This window comes from Paraburkholderia kururiensis, assembly GCF_034424375.1.
GTDB lineage: Bacteria > Pseudomonadota > Gammaproteobacteria > Burkholderiales > Burkholderiaceae > Paraburkholderia > Paraburkholderia kururiensis_A.
The window spans coordinates 4,998,655-5,014,799 of the sequence record NZ_CP139965.1; the positions used below are offsets into that span (position 1 = coordinate 4,998,655).

The 16,145-nt window shown below is 67.6% G+C and carries 17 protein-coding genes; 14 read left to right on the forward strand and 3 right to left on the reverse strand.

Annotation, left to right across the window (positions count from 1 at the left end):
- Positions 1–63 precede the first annotated feature (63 nt).
- From U0042_RS22480 to U0042_RS22520, 9 genes are all read left to right on the forward strand, one after another.
- Complete coding sequence (locus tag U0042_RS22480) at positions 64–1,326, forward strand: ABC transporter substrate-binding protein (RefSeq protein ID WP_114809065.1); 1,263 nt, start codon at positions 64–66, stop codon at positions 1,324–1,326.
- Between the two features lie 102 nt (positions 1,327–1,428).
- Positions 1,429–2,400, forward strand: a complete 972-nt coding sequence (locus U0042_RS22485) for a carbohydrate ABC transporter permease (RefSeq protein WP_198665209.1) — start codon at positions 1,429–1,431, stop codon at positions 2,398–2,400.
- Between the two features lie 10 nt (positions 2,401–2,410).
- Positions 2,411–3,262 (forward strand): carbohydrate ABC transporter permease, encoded by an 852-nt coding sequence (locus tag U0042_RS22490; protein WP_114809064.1) that lies wholly within the window; start codon positions 2,411–2,413, stop codon positions 3,260–3,262.
- A 196-nt stretch (positions 3,263–3,458) separates the two neighbouring features.
- Entirely contained in the window at positions 3,459–3,878 is a 420-nt protein-coding gene (locus tag U0042_RS22495) for a DUF1924 domain-containing protein (RefSeq protein WP_114809063.1), read from the forward strand.
- A gap of 42 nt (positions 3,879–3,920) precedes the next feature.
- Positions 3,921–4,442, forward strand: coding sequence for a diheme cytochrome c (locus U0042_RS22500; RefSeq protein ID WP_114809062.1), 522 nt, complete (start codon positions 3,921–3,923; stop codon positions 4,440–4,442).
- Complete coding sequence (locus U0042_RS22505; protein WP_232833216.1) at positions 4,408–5,181, forward strand: cytochrome b/b6 domain-containing protein; 774 nt, start codon at positions 4,408–4,410, stop codon at positions 5,179–5,181. Before U0042_RS22500 ends, U0042_RS22505 begins: the two co-directional genes overlap by 35 nt.
- A gap of 50 nt (positions 5,182–5,231) precedes the next feature.
- Positions 5,232–5,906 carry a response regulator gene (locus U0042_RS22510; protein WP_114809485.1) on the forward strand — a complete coding sequence of 225 codons (675 nt, stop codon included), beginning with the start codon at positions 5,232–5,234 and terminating at the stop codon, positions 5,904–5,906.
- Positions 5,903–7,288, forward strand: coding sequence for an ATP-binding protein (locus U0042_RS22515; RefSeq protein WP_114809060.1), 1,386 nt, complete (start codon positions 5,903–5,905; stop codon positions 7,286–7,288). Before U0042_RS22510 ends, U0042_RS22515 begins: the two co-directional genes overlap by 4 nt.
- A gap of 179 nt (positions 7,289–7,467) precedes the next feature.
- On the forward strand, positions 7,468–7,944 hold the full coding sequence (locus U0042_RS22520; RefSeq protein WP_114809059.1) for a hypothetical protein: 477 nt from the start codon (positions 7,468–7,470) through the stop codon (positions 7,942–7,944).
- Positions 7,945–8,055: 111 nt separating this feature from the next.
- On the opposite strand, the gene U0042_RS22525 is transcribed toward U0042_RS22520, so the two are convergent.
- Together U0042_RS22525 and U0042_RS22530 are read right to left on the reverse strand one after the other, a co-directional pair.
- Entirely contained in the window at positions 8,056–9,012 is a 957-nt protein-coding gene (locus U0042_RS22525) for a cation diffusion facilitator family transporter (protein ID WP_114809058.1), read from the reverse strand.
- Positions 9,013–9,100: 88 nt separating this feature from the next.
- Positions 9,101–9,742 (reverse strand): hypothetical protein, encoded by a 642-nt coding sequence (locus tag U0042_RS22530; protein WP_114809484.1) that lies wholly within the window; start codon positions 9,740–9,742, stop codon positions 9,101–9,103.
- Between the two features lie 248 nt (positions 9,743–9,990).
- Here U0042_RS22530 and U0042_RS22535 point away from each other — a divergent pair, with 248 nt between their 5' ends.
- Entirely contained in the window at positions 9,991–12,270 is a 2,280-nt protein-coding gene (locus U0042_RS22535; RefSeq protein ID WP_114809483.1) for a heavy metal translocating P-type ATPase, read from the forward strand.
- Positions 12,271–12,419: 149 nt separating this feature from the next.
- Here U0042_RS22535 and U0042_RS22540 read toward each other — a convergent pair whose 3' ends face one another.
- Positions 12,420–12,899 carry a ferritin family protein gene (locus U0042_RS22540; RefSeq protein ID WP_114809482.1) on the reverse strand — a complete coding sequence of 160 codons (480 nt, stop codon included), beginning with the start codon at positions 12,897–12,899 and terminating at the stop codon, positions 12,420–12,422.
- Positions 12,900–13,115: 216 nt separating this feature from the next.
- Here U0042_RS22540 and U0042_RS22545 point away from each other — a divergent pair, with 216 nt between their 5' ends.
- The 4 genes from U0042_RS22545 to U0042_RS22560 are packed head-to-tail and all read left to right on the forward strand — an operon-like array spanning position 13,116 to position 16,083.
- Complete coding sequence (locus tag U0042_RS22545; protein ID WP_114809057.1) at positions 13,116–13,400, forward strand: PepSY domain-containing protein; 285 nt, start codon at positions 13,116–13,118, stop codon at positions 13,398–13,400.
- A gap of 2 nt (positions 13,401–13,402) precedes the next feature.
- A complete protein-coding gene (locus U0042_RS22550) occupies positions 13,403–14,026 on the forward strand; it encodes a cytochrome b/b6 domain-containing protein (protein ID WP_114809056.1) in 624 nt (207 codons plus the stop codon).
- Positions 14,001–14,714 carry a response regulator transcription factor gene (locus tag U0042_RS22555; RefSeq protein ID WP_114809055.1) on the forward strand — a complete coding sequence of 238 codons (714 nt, stop codon included), beginning with the start codon at positions 14,001–14,003 and terminating at the stop codon, positions 14,712–14,714. Before U0042_RS22550 ends, U0042_RS22555 begins: the two co-directional genes overlap by 26 nt.
- Positions 14,692–16,083 (forward strand): HAMP domain-containing sensor histidine kinase, encoded by a 1,392-nt coding sequence (locus tag U0042_RS22560; RefSeq protein WP_232833215.1) that lies wholly within the window; start codon positions 14,692–14,694, stop codon positions 16,081–16,083. Before U0042_RS22555 ends, U0042_RS22560 begins: the two co-directional genes overlap by 23 nt.
- The last annotated feature ends 62 nt before the right edge of the window (positions 16,084–16,145 follow it).

Here is a 16,145-nt window from a genome sequence, read left to right on the forward strand (position 1 = left end):
CGAAACAACCCAAACAATCGCGCAGTACCAGTCGCAGGCAACCTAAAAACCAAGGAGACAGACATGACGGTGAAGGCACTCAGGTTCCGCATCGGGCTCGCAGCCGCCACGCTGGCGGTGGCAACGGCCGCATCGTGGATCGCTAACTCGGCGCACGCGGGCACGCTTGCGGTGAACGTCGCGTTCAAGGGCGCAAGCCAGCGCGCGGTGTGGCAGTCGGTATTCGACGACTTCCACAAGGCGCATCCCGACATCGACGTGAAGGCGTCGTTCATCGACGAGGAAGCCTACAAGGTGCAGCTGCCGGGCTGGCTCACCACCGTCGCGCCCGACATCGTGAACTGGCACGACGGCGAGCGCATGGCCTACTACGCGAAGCGCGGCCTGTTCGAAGACCTCACCGGCGACTGGGCGAAGAACGGCTGGAACGACATGTATGCGTCGACGAAAGAAGCGTCGTCGTATGCGGGTAAGCAGTACGCGGCGCCCACCGTGTACTACGCGTGGGGCATGTTCTATCGCAAGGACCTGTTCAAGAAGGCCGGCATCGACGCCGAGCCGAAAACGTGGGACCAGTTTCTCGACGCGTGCCGCAAGCTGAAGGCTGCCGGGATTACGCCGATTGCCGTGGCGGGCCGCGACGCGTGGACGCTCGCGGGCTGGTTCGACTATCTCGACCTGCGCCTGAACGGCAACGCGTTCCATCAGAAACTGATGGCGGGCGAGGTGCCCTACACCGACGCGCGCGTGAAGAAGGTCTACACCACGTGGAAGCAACTGATCGACGACCACGACTTCATCGACAACTCGCTCTCCTACGATCTGGACGCCGCGCAGCCGTTCCTGTTCCAGGGCAAGGCCGCGATGATGCTGATGGGCACCTTCATCACGGGCGGCTTCCCGGCGAGCGTGAAAGACGAGATGAGCTTCTTCCGCTTCCCGATCATCGACGCGAATGTGCCCACGGCCGAGGACGGCCCGGTGGAGTCGCTGCACATTCCGTCGAAGGCGAAGAACAAGGCCGACGCGCGCACGTTCCTCAAGTTCGTGGAAACGCCGGAGATCGGCGCGAAGCTGGCAACGGGGCTCGGTTCGCTCTCGGCCAACAGCAAGTCGCCTGAACCGGAAGACCCCATCTCGCGCATCGGCTTCCAGATTCTTTCGACCACGCGCGGCGGCATTGCGCAGTTCTACGACCGCGACATGACCAAGGAAATGGCCGACGAAGGCATGAAGGGCATGCAGCAGTTCGTGGCGGATCCGTCGAAGCTCGACGCCGTGCTCGCGCAGCTCGAAGCCACGCGCAAGCGGATTTATCACAAGTAAGCTCGAAGCGGGCGCGGGTGGCTGACGGGCGACGGTCCGGCGCGTGATGCCGGACCACGCAGGTCAATGCAGCAAGCCATCCGCCTCGCGAGGAGAATCGCCGTGTCGCATTCCATCACACGTCAGAGCGTCCAGCCTGTGCCGGGCGGACCCGCGTCGGGTTTGCCGCCTTCGTCCGCCTCGCGAGGCGATGCGGGCGGCAAGCCGTCGCGCCGGCCTTCGCCCACCGCGCGTCGCCAGCGCCGCGCCGCGTTGCTGTTCCTCGCGCCGGCCTGCGCGATGGTGGCCGTCTATGTGATCTGGCCGATTCTTTCTACGCTGTCGCTGAGCTTCTACAGTTGGGACGGCATGAGCGAGCGCACCTTCGTGGGCCTCGCCAACTACGTCGAACTGTTTCAGGCGCCCACCTTCTACACGGCGCTCAAGAACAACCTGATCTGGCTCGTGCTGTTCCTGCTCGCGCCGCCTGCCGGGCTCGCGGTGGCGCTCTATCTGAACCAGCGCGTGGCGGGCATCCGCTTCGTGAAGTCGCTGTTCTTCGCGCCGTTCGTGCTCTCGGGCGTAGTGGTCGGGCTCGTGTTCTCGTGGTTCTACGATCCCACGTTCGGCCTGCTCGCGATGATGCTGGGCCACGGCGTGCCCGTGCTCGGCGACGCGCACTACGCGACCTTCGGCATCGTGTTCGCCGCGCTCTGGCCGCAAACGGCGTACTGCATGATCCTGTACCTCACGGGCCTCACGTCGCTCAACGCGGAGCAACTGGAAGCGGCGCGCATGGAAGGCGCGCGCGGTTGGTCGATGCTCTGGCACGTCGTGCTGCCGCAACTGCGGCCCACCACGTTCATGGCGATCGTGGTCACGGTGATCGGCGCGCTGCGCAGCTTCGACCTGATTTCCGTGATGACGGGCGGCGGCCCGTTCGAAAGCTCCACCGTGCTCGCGTATTACATGTACGACCAGGCCATCAAGTACTACCGTCTCGGCTACTCGGCGTCGATTGCCGTCGTGCTGTTCGCGATCATGCTCGTCTACATCGTGTGGCATCTGCGCCGGATGCTGCGCGCGGAACACTAAGGAGGCCGCCATGTATCCGCTGCCCGTCGAGAAATGGAAGCCCGTCAATCGCGGCCTCTACAAGCTCACGCTGCCCGTTGCGCTCGTCATCTGGCTCTTGCCGATGATCGCGGTGCTCGTCACTTCCGTGCGTTCTTCCGAGGAACTCAGCGAAGGCAACTACTGGGGGTGGCCGAAGCACATCACGCTGCTCGACAACTATCGTGAAGCGCTGACCACGTCGCCGATGCTTCACTACTTCTGGAACAGCGTGCTCATCACGGTGCCGGCGGCCGTGGGCGCCATCGCACTGGCCGCGATGGCGGGCTTCGCGCTGGCCACCTATCGCTTTCGCGGCAACACGGCGCTCTTCGCAACCTTCGTTGCGGGCAACTTCGTGCCCATCCAGGTGCTGATGATTCCGGTGCGCGACCTGTCGCTCGCGTTGGGCGTCTTCAACACCGTGCAGGGCTTGATCCTCTTTCACACGGCATTTCAGACCGGCTTCTGCACGCTGTTCCTGCGCAACTTCATCAAGCAGTTGCCGTTCGAGCTGATCGAGGCGGCGCGCATCGAGGGCGCGGGCGAGTGGACGGTGTTCTTTCGCATCGTGCTGCCGCTGATCCGGCCCGCGCTCGCGGCGCTCGGCATTCTCGTCTTCACGTTCGTCTGGAACGACTACTTCTGGGCGCTCTGCCTCACGCAGGGCGACGACGCAGCGCCCATCACGGTCGGCGTGGCCGCGCTCAAGGGCCAATGGACGACGGCCTGGAACCTCGTGTCGGCGGGCTCGGTGCTCGCGGCGCTGCCTTCGGTAGCGATGTTCTTCGCCATGCAGAAGCACTTCGTGGCGGGGCTCACGTTTGGGGCGACGAAGGGGTAGCGGCAGCGATTTCTCTCTGGCAAGGGTTGCCCGCGTCAGCGGGCTTTTTTTGCGCCTCGCTTTTGCGCTGTGGGGCGCACGCACAGTCTGATCCCCCACCGTTAAGAAAGCGGTAAGGAACCCTGCCGAACATGGGAAGCATCCACTGGGAGACCCCACGATGCCGACCTTCCGAAGTCCTCACCCATCGCACGTGATGCGCCGGCTGCGTAGCGGCACGGGCATCGCGACCGTCGCTGCCATCGCTAGCCTCACCGCCGCCACGCTTTCCGTGCCGGCGCATGCCGAGACCCCGGCGCAAATCCTCAGCGGCTACACCGCGCAATCCGGCACGGCGCCCGTGCCCGCGCGCGGTCAGCAGTTCTTCACCAGCCGCCATGGGCACGAATGGGCCTGCACGAGTTGCCACGGTGCCATGCCCACCGGCAACGGTCAGCATGCGGCCACCGGCAAGACCATCGCGCCGCTCGCGCCCGCCTTCAATCCCGCGCGCTTCACCGATACCGCGAAAGTCGAAAAGTGGTTTCGGCGCAATTGCGGCGACGTCGTGGGCCGCGAATGCACCGCCGCCGAAAAGGCCGATGTGCTCAGCTGGTTGATATCGATCAAACCCTGACCGACCCGCCAACCGTATACCCATCCCATCGAGGAGAGGCACATGGATTTTCCACTGCCGCTTGCCGCGCTTGGTGCGCTTGCTACACGTCCCGCCGTCGCCCGTGCTGTCGCGGCCGTCGCCATGACGGCGCTGGCGGGCGTTGCCCTCGCGGACGACGAACCCTACACGAGCGCCGTCGCGCCGCTGCCCAAGTACCAGCAGGAATGCGCGGCATGCCATATCGCCTATCCGCCGGGCATGCTGCCCGCTCAATCGTGGCAGCACATTCTCGGCAACCTCGAGCATCACTTCGGCACCAATGCGTCGCTCGACGCGGCTTCGGTCAAGCAGATCGAAGGCTGGCTCGTGGCGCATGCGGCGCAGGGCGGCAGGGCAGCGAAGGCGCCGCCCGAGGACCGCATTACCCGCAGCCGCTGGTTCGCCGCCGCGCACGACGAAGTGTCGCCCTCGGTATGGCGGCTTGCCGCGGTGAAGAGCCCGTCCAACTGCGTCGCGTGTCACCGGCGCGCCGATCAGGGGAATTTCGATGAACGATACATCCGCATCCCGTATGGAAAATGAGTCCGTGTCGCCGGCCGGCGCTTCTGCGAGCGGGCGTCCCGCGGGCACGGTCCGCATCCTCGTCTGGGATGCGCCCGTGCGGGTGTTCCACTGGCTCATGGTGGTGTCGTTCGCGCTCGCGTGGCTCACGGCGGAAAGCGAACGCTGGCGGCTCGTGCACGTCACGCTCGGCTACACGATGGTGGGCCTCGTCGCGTTCCGGCTGATGTGGGGCCTCGCCGGCACGCGTTACGCGCGCTTTGCGGCGTTCGTGCGTGCGCCGGGCGCGGTGGTGCGCTATCTCGCGAGTCTCGTGAAGGGGCACCCGGAGCCGCATGTCGGGCACAACCCCGCGGGCGCGGTCGCCATCGTCGCCATGCTGCTGCTCACGCTCGCCATTGGCGCCACGGGCTGGGCGGCGTACAACGACGTGGGCGGCGAAGCCTTCGAAGAACTGCACGAGGGTGTGGCCAACGCGATGCTCGCGCTGGTGGCCATTCACGTTGCAGCGGTGCTGGCGAGCAGCGTCTTGCATCGCGAGAACCTGGTTCGCTCGATGGTGACGGGATACAAGTCCGGACGTGCGCGCGACGGCATTCGCAGCGCGCGATGGGGTGTGGCTGCGCTCCTGATCGTCGCCGTGCTCGCGTGGTGGGGCACGCAATGGCAGGCCGCGCCGCGGGCCGGCGCATCTTTGACCGGACCTGCCGCGGGGGCCGCGCATCGGTCGGGGCAGGGCAACGATAACGACAACGATTGATCCACGAGCATCACGCCAATCACGCGCAACACGAGAAGGCTCTGTCGGACGTGCGAATCCTGCTCATAGAAGACGACCCCCTGCTAGGCGACGGCATTCGTGCCGGCTTGCGCCAGCAGGGCTTTCAGGTGGACTGGGTGCGCGACGGCGAAGCGGCGCAGCGCGAGCTGCGCGCGCATCCGTACGCGGCGGCCGTGCTCGACCTCGGCCTGCCGCGCATGGACGGTCTCGACGTGCTGCGCGTGGCGCGTGACGCGGGCGTCGAGCTGCCCATTCTCGTGCTCACCGCGCGCGATGCCGTGCCGGACCGCATCCGCGGTCTCAACGCGGGCGCGGACGACTACGTCGTGAAGCCCGTCGATCTGCACGAGCTGGTCGCGCGTCTGCACGCGCTCGTGCGCCGTGCGCACGGCCGGCCCGGCGAGCGGCTCGAAGCGCAGGACATCGTGCTGGAGCCCGCTTCGCGCACGGTCTATCGCGCGGGTGTACCGGTGTCGCTCGCCACGCGCGAGTTCGATCTGCTGCACGTGCTCATGCTCAACGCGGGGCGCGTGTTGTCGCGCGAGCAGATCGAGCAGCATCTCTACAGCTGGGGCCAGGAGGTGGAGAGCAACGCCGTGGAGGTGCACGTGCATCGCCTGAGAAGCAAGCTGGGCAGCGACCTGATCCGCACCGTGCGCGGCGTGGGCTACGTGCTGCTGCGCGAGCCGGCGGGGCCGGCATGACCCGGCCGCGCTCGCTCCAGGGCCGGTTGCTGCTGCTCGTCACCGGTGTGCTGCTCGCCGTGTGGCTGGTGGCCGCCGCTTTCACCTGGCACGATGCGCGGCACGAAATCGACGAACTGCTGGACAGCCATCTTGCGCAGGCGGCGGCGTTGCTCGTGATGCAGGAAACGCGCACCGTGGACGACGACGAAGACCCCATGGACGCGCCCACGCTGCATCCCTATGCGCCGCGCGTGGCGTTCCAGGTGTTCCACGAAGGGCGGCTCGGCTTGCGTTCGGCGAACGCGCCCGCCGAGCCGATGGTGAGCGCCGACCGCGCGCATGCCGCGGGCTTTTCCACCGTGCGGATCGACGGCAAGACCTGGCGCGTGTTTGCCGCGCGCGGCGCGCAGCACGACGTCGAGGTCTACGTGGGCGAGCAGGTGGATTCGCGGCGGGCCATTCTGCTTGCCGTGATGCGCGGCGCCTTCTGGCCGATGGCGCTGGCGTTGCCCGTTCTGCTGCTCGCCACGGGGTGGGCCGTGCGGCGTGGCGCGAAGCCGCTGCGCGAACTGGGCAGCACGCTGGCGCGACGCGATCCCCGCGCGCTCGACGCCGTGCGCATGCAGCATGCGCCGCTCGAAATGGTGCCGCTGCTCGATGCGCTGAACCGTCTCTTCGATCGCATTCGCGCCGTGCTGGATGCCGAGCGGCGCTTCACCGCCGACGCCGCCCATGAACTGCGCACGCCCATCGCGGCGATCAAGGCGCAAGCCCAGGTGGCGATGGCCGAAGAGAACGTCGAGCTGCGTCGCCACGCGCTGCGCCGCTTGCTGGAAGGCTGCGACCGCGCGGCACACCTCGTCGATCAATTGCTGCTGCTCTCGCGCCTCGAAGCCGGCGCGCCGATGGACACCGCCGAGGTCGCGCTGCCCGCGCTCGCGCAGCAGGTGGTGGCCGACATCGCGCCGCAGGCGCTCAACAAGCGCCAGCAACTGGAACTGGAGGCGAGCGGCGCGTGCACTGTCGAGGGCAACGAAGTGCTGCTTGCTTCGCTGGTGCGCAATCTCGTGGACAACGCCGTGCGCTACAGCCCCGCCCGCGCGCACATTGCCGTGTGGGTGCGCCTGCGCGGCGAGCGCGTGGTGCTGGGCGTGGAAGACAGCGGCCCGGGGCTGCCCGATGAGCAACTCGAGCGCCTCGGCGAGCGGTTCTTTCGCGGCGGCTTTCCCGACGACGAGAGCGCCGCGCCGAGCGGCAGCGGACTCGGCTGGTCCATCGTGCGGCGCGTTGCTGCCGTGCACGGCGCGCAGGTCGACGTGGGGCGCTCCGCGGCGCTGGGTGGCCTGTGCGTGACGGTGTCGTTGCCGTGCGCCCGCGCTGCGAATCAAGCGCGCCGTTGATCCCCCTTGACCGCGGTTGATCGCCGTTGACATGTGTCAAGCCGGTGGCCGCCTTGCGGCGACAGCATGGACCCTGTACGTCGCTTGCCGCCGGCACTGAGCATCGCAGCGTGCCGCCGCTGGCGACGAAGTCGCCCGAAGCAAGGGGCTTCGCGTCGCGACACATCGATGGAGCCACCATGAACAAGTTTCGATTCCTGACGATTCCCGCTGCCGCGCTGTTCATGGCGGCTGCGGTCTCTGCCCACGCGGGCCAGTTGGACCGCAGTGTCACGAAGAGCGGCTTGATCGTTCACTTCGGCGTTGTTCCGGCCGAGCGGGCGCAGGCCGTGGAAGGCAGCGCGAGCGCGCCTGCGGAGACGGTCTCGGCGCCCGCGCGCGGCAGCTATCACCTCGTCGTTGCGCTGTACGACAAGCCCACGGGCGCGCGCATCGACGACGCCACCGTGACGGCGAAGGTGACGCGCCCCGGCCCGAAGTCGGGTCCCAAGGTGCAGGTCAAGACGCTGCAGCCGTTGAAGGTCAACGACACGGTCACTTACGGCAATTACTTCGACATGCCGTGGCAAGGCCGCTATCGCATCGATCTGTCGATCAAGCGCAAGGACAGCGCCGATGCGACGAACGTGCGCCTGACCTACGACCAGAACTTCTGAGCGGGTCGTTCGGGCTTCGGTAGAGGCCCTCGGCGGAGGCCTTTGCCGCGAGCCTCTACTTGTGTCGCTGCTGCGCCCTTAATGTGCCCTTAGTGCGCCCTTGCTGCGCCTCTACTGCGCCGCAGCGACCGCGGACGGCGCGTCGGGCGCCGTGGCCCGGCGCGGATCGACGTGGGTCATCACGTTGAGCACGCGATGGCGCGACAGCACGCGGCGCCGCGCTTCCACGGCGATGTCGTGCCCTGCTTCCACGGAGATCGCGCCGGCCACCTCGATGTGGACATCCACCACGATCATGTCGCCCATCTTGCGCGTGCGCAGATCGTGCACGCCGATCACGCCGGGCGAACTCACCAGCGTTTCGCGAATGGCCTCCACTTCGTGGTCGTCGGCCGAGCGGTCCATCAGATCGTGAAGCGCTTCCCAACCGAACTGCCAGCCCATCTTGAGCACGAGCAGACCGACCACGAGTGCCGCGATCGGGTCGAGTATCGGATAACCCGCGAGGTTGCCGATAATGCCCACGCCCACCACTAACGAAGACGCCGCGTCGGACCGCGCGTGCCACGCGTTGGCCACCAGCATGCTCGACTTCACGCGCTTGGCCACGGCCAGCATGTAGCGGAACAGCAGTTCCTTCGCCGCGAGCGCGCCGCCGGCCACCCACAGCGCGATGACATGCACGCGCTGCACGGACGCGGGATCTTCGAGCTTGTGCACCGCGGACCACAGCATGCCCACGCCCACCGCGGCGAGCAGCGCGCCCAGCGCCAGCGACGCGCCCGTTTCGAAGCGCTGATGCCCGTACGGGTGCGCTTCGTCCGCGTCCTTCTTGCTGTGATGGCTCGCGAAGAGCACCACGAAGTCGGCAATCAGATCGGACAGCGAATGAATGCCGTCCGCCACGAGGCCCTGCGAGCCTGAGAGAAGACCGGCGAGCACCTGGGCTGCGGTCAGGGCAAGGTTGACGACCACGCTTACCCACGTGCTGCGCGAGGCCGCGGCGGCGCGTTCGGCAGGCGTGTGTTCGTTGTTCTCGGTGTCGTCAAAGAGTTCTTCGGTCTTCATGTCGTTGCTTCGTTCGTCAAAGAAAAGGCTTCAGGCAGGGCGAAAACGCCACCGATACAGCGGGCGTCATGTGGGCATGACGTGCCGTTCAACGCTTTGCATGGTGGCTGCCCTTTACGTCCCTGGGTTGTTTCGCCGGCCGCCGCCACGCGAGCCTGCGTTGCTCGACCAGCATTTTCCAGTCGAGTTTCGTGAGTGTATAGACAAGCCCGAGCAGCGCGAGCTGCGTCACGATGAAATAACCGCTGAGGTAGCCGTCTTCCAGCTGCGCCTCGGGGTCGAGGTACGAGGAGGCGAGACGGCCGAGCTGCGCCCAGAGCGCATAGCTTGCCACGCGACCCGCGAAGAACGCCGCGCCGATGAAGCGCAGCGGCAGCCCGGACAACCCGTAGGCGATGAACAGATAGTTCGACGGAAAAGGGCTCAACGCGTAGACGAAGAACGCGCTCACGGTGGTCTTCTGATGCTTTTCGAGCCACGCCGTGACCACGTCGATGTTCTCGCGGTCGGCATCGCGCATCAGTTTTCCGCGCACGAGCGAGCGCGCGAACGTGGCGAGAATCAGCCGCCCGATGGTGGCGGCGCTCGCAGCGACCAGCGCGAACACGAACGGGTTGCCGTCCGGCACGTTGAAGCCGACCCACGACATCGCCATCCACGTGGGCGGCGCGAATGCCGGCATGAGGTTGATCAGCAATACCACGACGAACAGCATGGACAGCGTCGTCACCATGAACCTCCCGGCCAATGCGCCTGAAGCCGCTTGCAGCATTCGATTGTGCGGTGGCGGGCAGCACCGCGCTTGACGCACGTCAAGCCGGCAAGGAACCCGGCGCGGCCGCTTTCATCCGGCAAGGTTTGATGCGAGTCAACGGACCCGCGATACCGGTCCATACACTCGTGAACAGCACCCCGTCCCCGCTCCGCGCCCGTTTGCCTATTTTTGCCATGCCACGCTGGCTGTCCTTCCTCGATCGAATGCCGTGGGTCACGTTCGTCCCGCTGCTTGCCTCGGCCCTGAGCCTGATCGCGGGCCTCGCCTTCGCAGGCTTCGGACGAAGCGCCGTGGCCCACGCGCTCTGGACCTTGGGCGCCGTGCCGGTGCTGCTCGTGCTCGCGGTGTCCATCGTTCGTGCGCTGCGGCGGCACGAGGCGGGCGTCGACGTGCTGGCGCTGGTGGCCATCGGCTTTGCGCTCGCGCTGGGCGAGTCGCTCACGGCCGCCGTGATCGCCTTGATGCTGGCGAGCGGCCGCGCGCTCGAACACTATGCCCACGCCCGCGCCCAGCGCGAAATGACAGCGCTGCTCGCCCACGCACCGCGCCACGCCAACCGGTTCGAAGCGGGCGAGTGGCGCCGCGTGGAACTGGACGACGTGCAGGCCGGCGACCGTCTGCTCGTGCGTACCGGCGAATTCGTGCCGGTGGACGGCAGCCTCACCGACCACGCGGAACTCGACGAATCCACGCTCACGGGCGAGGCGGCCATCCAGCCGCGCCGGCCCGGCGAAGCCGTGCAGAGCGGCGTGCTCAACGTGGGGCCCGCGTTCGAGATGGTGGCGGCCGCGAGCGCGGGCGACAGCACGTTCGCGGGCATCGTGCGCATGGTGCAGTTCGCGCGTGAGGCGCGCAGTCCCGCCGAGCGGCTCGCGGACCGCTACGCCGTGCTCTTCATGATCGCCGCGCTGTTCTTTGCGCTTGCCAGCTGGCTTGCCGTGGGCGACCTCGCGCGGGTGCTCGCGGTGCTCGTCGTGGCCACGCCGTGTCCGCTGATTCTCGCGGTGCCGGTGGCCATCGTGTCGGGCATGTCGCGATGCGCGAAGCGCGGCGTGCTCGTGAAGGGCGGCGGCGCGCTGGAGCGGCTCGCGCAGGCCGGCGCGCTCTTCTTCGACAAGACGGGCACGCTGACGGGCGGCCACGCGCGCCTCGTGGCCGTGGAGAGCGCGCCGGGCACGGCATCCGACGACGTGTTGCGGATCGCGGCGTCGCTCGGCCAGGCGTCCGCGCACGTGATATCGGAAGCGGTGACGATGGCCGCGCGCGAGCGCCACCTCGCGCTGGCGGTGCCGTCCAGTGTGATCGAGCGGGCGGGCGCCGGCGTGACGGGCGAAGTGGACGGGCACGCGGTGGCGATCGGATCGTTTGCGCACGTGTCGGAGGTTGCCGCGCCGCAGCCGTGGTGCACGGCGTTCCTTCAGCGTGTGGCGTACGAGGGCGCGTCGGCTGTGTTCGTGGCCGTGGACGGCGTCATGATCGGCGCCGTGCAACTGGCCGACCAGATCCGGCTGGAGACGCCGCGCGCATTGCGTCTTTTGCGGCAGGAAGGCATCCGCCGGCTCGTCATGCTGACGGGCGACCGGCGCGACGTGGCCGAAACCGTGGGCGCGATGCTGGGCGTGACCGAGGTGATGCCCGAACAGACGCCCGCCGACAAACTCGCCGCCATTCAGGCCGCGCGTCGCGACGACACGGTCGTGATGGTGGGCGACGGCGTGAACGACGCCCCGGCGCTGGCCGCCGCCGACGTGGGCGTGGCGATGGGCGCGCGCGGCGCGGCGGCATCGTCCGAAGCGGCGGACGTGGTGCTGCTGGTAGACCGGCTGGATCGTCTGGTCGACGCCTTGCGCGTGGCGCGGCGCACGCGACGTATCGCCATGGAAAGCGTGGTGGCGGGCATGACGCTCTCGTTCGCCGCGATGGCCGTGGCCGCGGCCGGCTACCTGCCGCCGCTGGCGGGCGCGCTGCTGCAGGAATTCATCGACGTCGCCGTGATCCTCAATGCGCTGCGTGCCTTGCGCATTCACCCCGGCACCGCGCCCGGCAGCCTCGCGCGCGACGACGCGGACCGCCTCAAAGCGGGCCACGCCGAACTGGGACCGGTAATGGAGCAGATCAGGACGCTCGCGGACGAACTGCCGCGCATGCCGCCGCACGCCGTTGCCGCCGCGCTCACGCGCATGAACGAGTCGCTGGCGCAGCACCTCGTGCCGCACGAGCAGCACGACGACATCGAGCTTTACCCGGGCCTCGCGCAGCTCATGGGCGGCGACGACCCCATGGCCGCGATGAGCGGCACGCATCGCGAGATCTTTCGCCTTGCACGCATGCTGAAACAGATGACCGCCCATGTGCCGCCCGAGGGGCCGGATGCGGCGAGCCTGCGCGAATTCCAGCGTCTTCTCTACGCGCTCGACGCCATCGTGCGGCTGCATTGCGCTCAGGAGGACGAACTGTTTCATGCGCTGGTTGAAGCGGGATGACGGGCGCGGTGATGGGCGTGACGGTGGGCCGGATGGCGGGCACGACGGCGGCCGCGCGCGCCTCGTGGGATACCGCGGCCGATGCCACGTTCGAAGGCGCGCGCGACGCATGCCCGTGGTTGGGCCGTCGCGTGCGTGATGTCCCCCGGTTACTTGCCGGCCGCCTTCAGCTTTTCGGCAGCGCTCTTGTACGCGTTGTAGTGATCGCCTTCGTCGGCGGCGATCTGGCGGAACATGGCGGCCACCTTCTTGTCGCCCGCCGCGTCGGCCTGCTCCGCGTACTTGACGTACATCTTCGTGTTCTCGTAGTGCTCGCCGGCCATGCCGTCGGCCAGGTTGGCTTCGTCGGACTTCGCGAGGTTCAGCGCTTGCGCTTCGCGTGCGAAGTGCTCGTTGGCCTCTACGTTCGCGCTCTCGTCGAAGAGCTTCGCGAGTTCCGGGTGTCCGCTCTTGCGCGCATGTTCGGCGTAGGCGAGGTACTTGAGGTGTGCGTAGGCCTCGCCGTGCATGGCGGCTTCGAGGTTCTGCTTCGTCTGGTCTTTCAGCTCGCCCTCGGCGAGTGCGGGCGCGGCGGCGAACGAGAGCGCCGCCAGTGCGGACACGGAAATCAGTTGCGTGAAGAGTTTCATGATCAGCATTCCTTTTCGGGGACGTCGCCGACCGTGGCGACAGCGGTCATGTTGTCGTGTGGCATTGACAATGTCCTGACGTCGCCGCGCGTCGCACCAACCGCCTGCGCATCAGGGGGCTCGCAGACGCAGGCCCGTCAGGACACGGTCAGAAGGCGTCTCTAACCTTGTCGACGAGCGTGTCGTGCGCTCGCCATTTCGAGGAGGAGTCGCAACATGAATCGCAAACGCATTGGAAGCATCGCCGCTATCGTCATGCTGGGCGCAATCGCGGGTCACGCCGTTGCCAGCCCCACGTGTACGCGTCAGCCGGAATCGCAGTGGCTGAGCGAGGCGGAGATGCAGAAGAAGATCGGTCAGATGGGCTACAAGGACATCAAGGTGTTCAAGAAAACGACTTCGGGGTGTTACGAGATCTACGGCCGTACCGGCGACGGTCGCAAGGCCGAGGTCTACTTCAATCCGGTAACGGGCGCCGTTGTAGAAAGCAACGTGGATTAGCCATGCTTCCCCCGCATCCTCGCGAAACGCTGATGGCTTCCGCGGCTGCCGTGCGTGGCGCGAAGCCGCGTTCGGTCCGCGTGTGGGACCCTGTCGTGCGCGTCTTTCACTGGACCGTGGTGGCGGGTGTGCTCGCAAACTATCTGCTGCTCGAAGCGGGCAAGGCGCCGCACCGTTACGTGGGCTACGTGGTGGCGGGCGCGCTCGCCGTGCGCTTCGTCTGGGGCTTCATCGGCAGCGCGCACGCCCGGTTCGCCGACTTCGTGGCGAGCCCGCGCGCCGCGGCGACGCATCTTGCGCACGCCGTGGCCGGGCGTGATCGGCGCTACGTCGGGCACAACCCCGCAGGCGGCCTCATGATGGTCGCGCTCATGGCGCTGCTGGCCGCGGTCTGCGTCACGGGCTGGATGCAGGGCCTCGACGCGTTCTGGGGCGAGCAATGGCTTCAGACCACGCATGCGCTGCTCGTCGATGCCGTGCTCGCCATGGCCGCGTTGCACGTGATGGCGGCGCTGGTGGAGAGCCGGCGGCATCGCGAGAACCTCGTGCTCGCCATGGTGACGGGGCGCAAACGGCCTGCCTCGGGAACGGATGTGGACCATGCGGCTGCTGCTCGTCGAAGATAACGGCAGGCTGGCCTCGCTCATTGCCGATGGGCTTTCGAAAGAAGGCTTCACGGTGGACTGGTGCGCGACGCTCGATCTCGCGAGGCGCGCGCTCGCCTCGAATACCTACGACCTCGTGCTGCTCGATCTCGGCATGCCGGACGGCAACGGTGTGGAGTTCGTGCAAGTTATGCGCCGCGGCGGCCACACCGTTCCGGTGCTGATCGTCACGGCGCGCAGCAGTCTGGACGACCGCGTGATCGGGCTCGACTCGGGCGGCGACGACTATCTCGTCAAGCCGTTCGAGCTGCGCGAGCTGGCGGCGCGGTGCCGTGCGCTCCTGCGCCGGCCGGGCGCCTGCCTCGGCACCACGCTTTCCGCGGCGAATCTCGAGCTGGATACGGCGGGCCGGGAAGTGCGCGTATCGGGCCGCGTCGTGCCGGTGCCGCCGCGTGAACTCGATCTGCTCGAACGTTTGATGCGGCGTGTCGGACACGTAGTGACCAAAGGGGCGCTCGAAGACTCGCTCTACGCGCTCGAAGCCGACGTCACGCCGAACGCGCTCGAAGCGGTGGTGTCGCGCCTGAGGCGGCGTCTTACCGCAGCCGGCGCGCAGGTGGTGATGCATACGGCGCATGGCATCGGCTACATGTTGACCGCCGCGCAAGCCTCGGACGGGGACAACGATGAGCCGCAGCGAAATGGCTGAAGGGCCGCACGCGGGCGATGCGCGTGCGCCGCGGCGGCGCCGTCGCACGCTGTTTTTCACGATGTCCGTGCGGCTTGCCATGGTGGGCTGCGTGTTCATGCTGGTCCAGTTGCTCGCCGTGGTGTGGATGTACGTACGCAACCCCAACGAACTCGACCAGTTGCTCATTTCCGCCGAGGCCGGCCGCATTGCGCGGGAGATCGCGCCAGGTGGCGCGGGTGCCGACATCGCGCTATCCGCCGACCTCGCGCGGCCGCTCGCGCCCGATACGCGGCGCGCCTTCGTGATCCACGAGAAAGGCGGCGCGATTGTCGCCCGCCGCGACGACGGCGACCTGCGCATCGAGCAGGAACCGCCCATGTCGTTTCTCGTCATCCGGACGCAGCGCGAGACGTGGGGCGACCGCTTTCTGCTGACCGGCACGCGCCGCGTATCCGTGGACGACCGGCCTTACTGGATCACCGTGGCGATTTCGGGCCATGGCTTCAAGCCCTTCGTGCCGGTGATCTTCGACGAGGTTCGCTTCCATGTCGTACTTCCGCTCGCGCTGCTCTCGGGCATGCTGCTGCTTTTCAACTTCAGCGTGGTACGAAGCACGCTCAAGCCGCTCGACGAAACCATCGCCGCCGTGGACCGCATCGATCCGGCGCAGATTGCCGCCCGCATCGAGTCCGCCACGCCGCTTTGGGAGGTGCAGGCGCTGGTCGGGTCGGTGAACCGTATGCTGGATCGGCTTCAGCGGTCCGTGGAAACGCTGCGGGAATTCGCGGGCAACGCGGCGCACGAGTTGCGCACGCCGCTTGCCATCCTGATGCTCGGCATCGGCAACCTGCCGGACGGCGAGGCAAAGACGAAACTCACGCGCGACGCCCAGCGCATGAAGCGGCTCGTGGACCAGATGCTCGACATGGCGCAGGCCAGCACGATCGAAATTGCCGCGGACGACCGCGCCGATCTCAACGCGCTCGCACGCGACGTTTCCACCGATCTGCTGCCGCTCGCGGTAGCGCGCGGCCGATCCATCACGTTTGTGGACGCAGGCGGCGCCACGATTCGCGGCCACGCGGAAGCGATTGGCCGCGCGCTGCGCAACGTGATCGAGAACGCGCTGGAGCACACGCCGAGAGGAACCGCAGTGGAGGTGGTGAGCGGCCCGGGCCGCTGCTGCTCGGTGCGCGACCACGGGCCGGGCATTCCCGCGGACCAGCGCGCCAGAATCTTCGATCGCTTCTATCGGCTGGACCGCAGCCGTAACGGCGGAGCGGGCCTGGGGCTCGCCATCGCGATGACGATCATGGAAGCGCACGGCGGCAGGATCGAAGTGGACGACGCGCCCGGCGGCGGCGCGTTGATGCGCCTGCGGTTCTAGCGCGTGTTCGCGTCAGCGGGCGTGGCGCGATGCTCACCGCCCTGGACCGCGCCCCCAGCCCG

Excerpts from the sequence above, each read along its gene's own strand:
- U0042_RS22555 (WP_114809055.1), top strand. The coding sequence starts at position 14,001 with ATGCGGCTGCTGCTCGTCGAAGATAACGGCAGGCTGGCCTCGCTCATT.
- U0042_RS22535 (WP_114809483.1), top strand. The coding sequence starts at position 9,991 with ATGCCGTGGGTCACGTTCGTCCCGCTGCTTGCCTCGGCCCTGAGCCTG.
- U0042_RS22500 (WP_114809062.1), top strand. The coding sequence starts at position 3,921 with ATGGATTTTCCACTGCCGCTTGCCGCGCTTGGTGCGCTTGCTACACGT.
- U0042_RS22540 (WP_114809482.1), bottom strand. The coding sequence starts at position 12,899 with ATGAAACTCTTCACGCAACTGATTTCCGTGTCCGCACTGGCGGCGCTC.
- U0042_RS22505 (WP_232833216.1), top strand. The coding sequence starts at position 4,408 with ATGAACGATACATCCGCATCCCGTATGGAAAATGAGTCCGTGTCGCCG.
- U0042_RS22480 (WP_114809065.1), top strand. The coding sequence starts at position 64 with ATGACGGTGAAGGCACTCAGGTTCCGCATCGGGCTCGCAGCCGCCACG.
- U0042_RS22515 (WP_114809060.1), top strand. The coding sequence starts at position 5,903 with ATGACCCGGCCGCGCTCGCTCCAGGGCCGGTTGCTGCTGCTCGTCACC.
- U0042_RS22545 (WP_114809057.1), top strand. The coding sequence starts at position 13,116 with ATGAATCGCAAACGCATTGGAAGCATCGCCGCTATCGTCATGCTGGGC.
- U0042_RS22550 (WP_114809056.1), top strand. The coding sequence starts at position 13,403 with ATGCTTCCCCCGCATCCTCGCGAAACGCTGATGGCTTCCGCGGCTGCC.
- U0042_RS22495 (WP_114809063.1), top strand. The coding sequence starts at position 3,459 with ATGCGCCGGCTGCGTAGCGGCACGGGCATCGCGACCGTCGCTGCCATC.
- U0042_RS22490 (WP_114809064.1), top strand. The coding sequence starts at position 2,411 with ATGTATCCGCTGCCCGTCGAGAAATGGAAGCCCGTCAATCGCGGCCTC.
- U0042_RS22520 (WP_114809059.1), top strand. The coding sequence starts at position 7,468 with ATGAACAAGTTTCGATTCCTGACGATTCCCGCTGCCGCGCTGTTCATG.
- U0042_RS22560 (WP_232833215.1), top strand. The coding sequence starts at position 14,692 with ATGAGCCGCAGCGAAATGGCTGAAGGGCCGCACGCGGGCGATGCGCGT.
- U0042_RS22525 (WP_114809058.1), bottom strand. The coding sequence starts at position 9,012 with ATGAAGACCGAAGAACTCTTTGACGACACCGAGAACAACGAACACACG.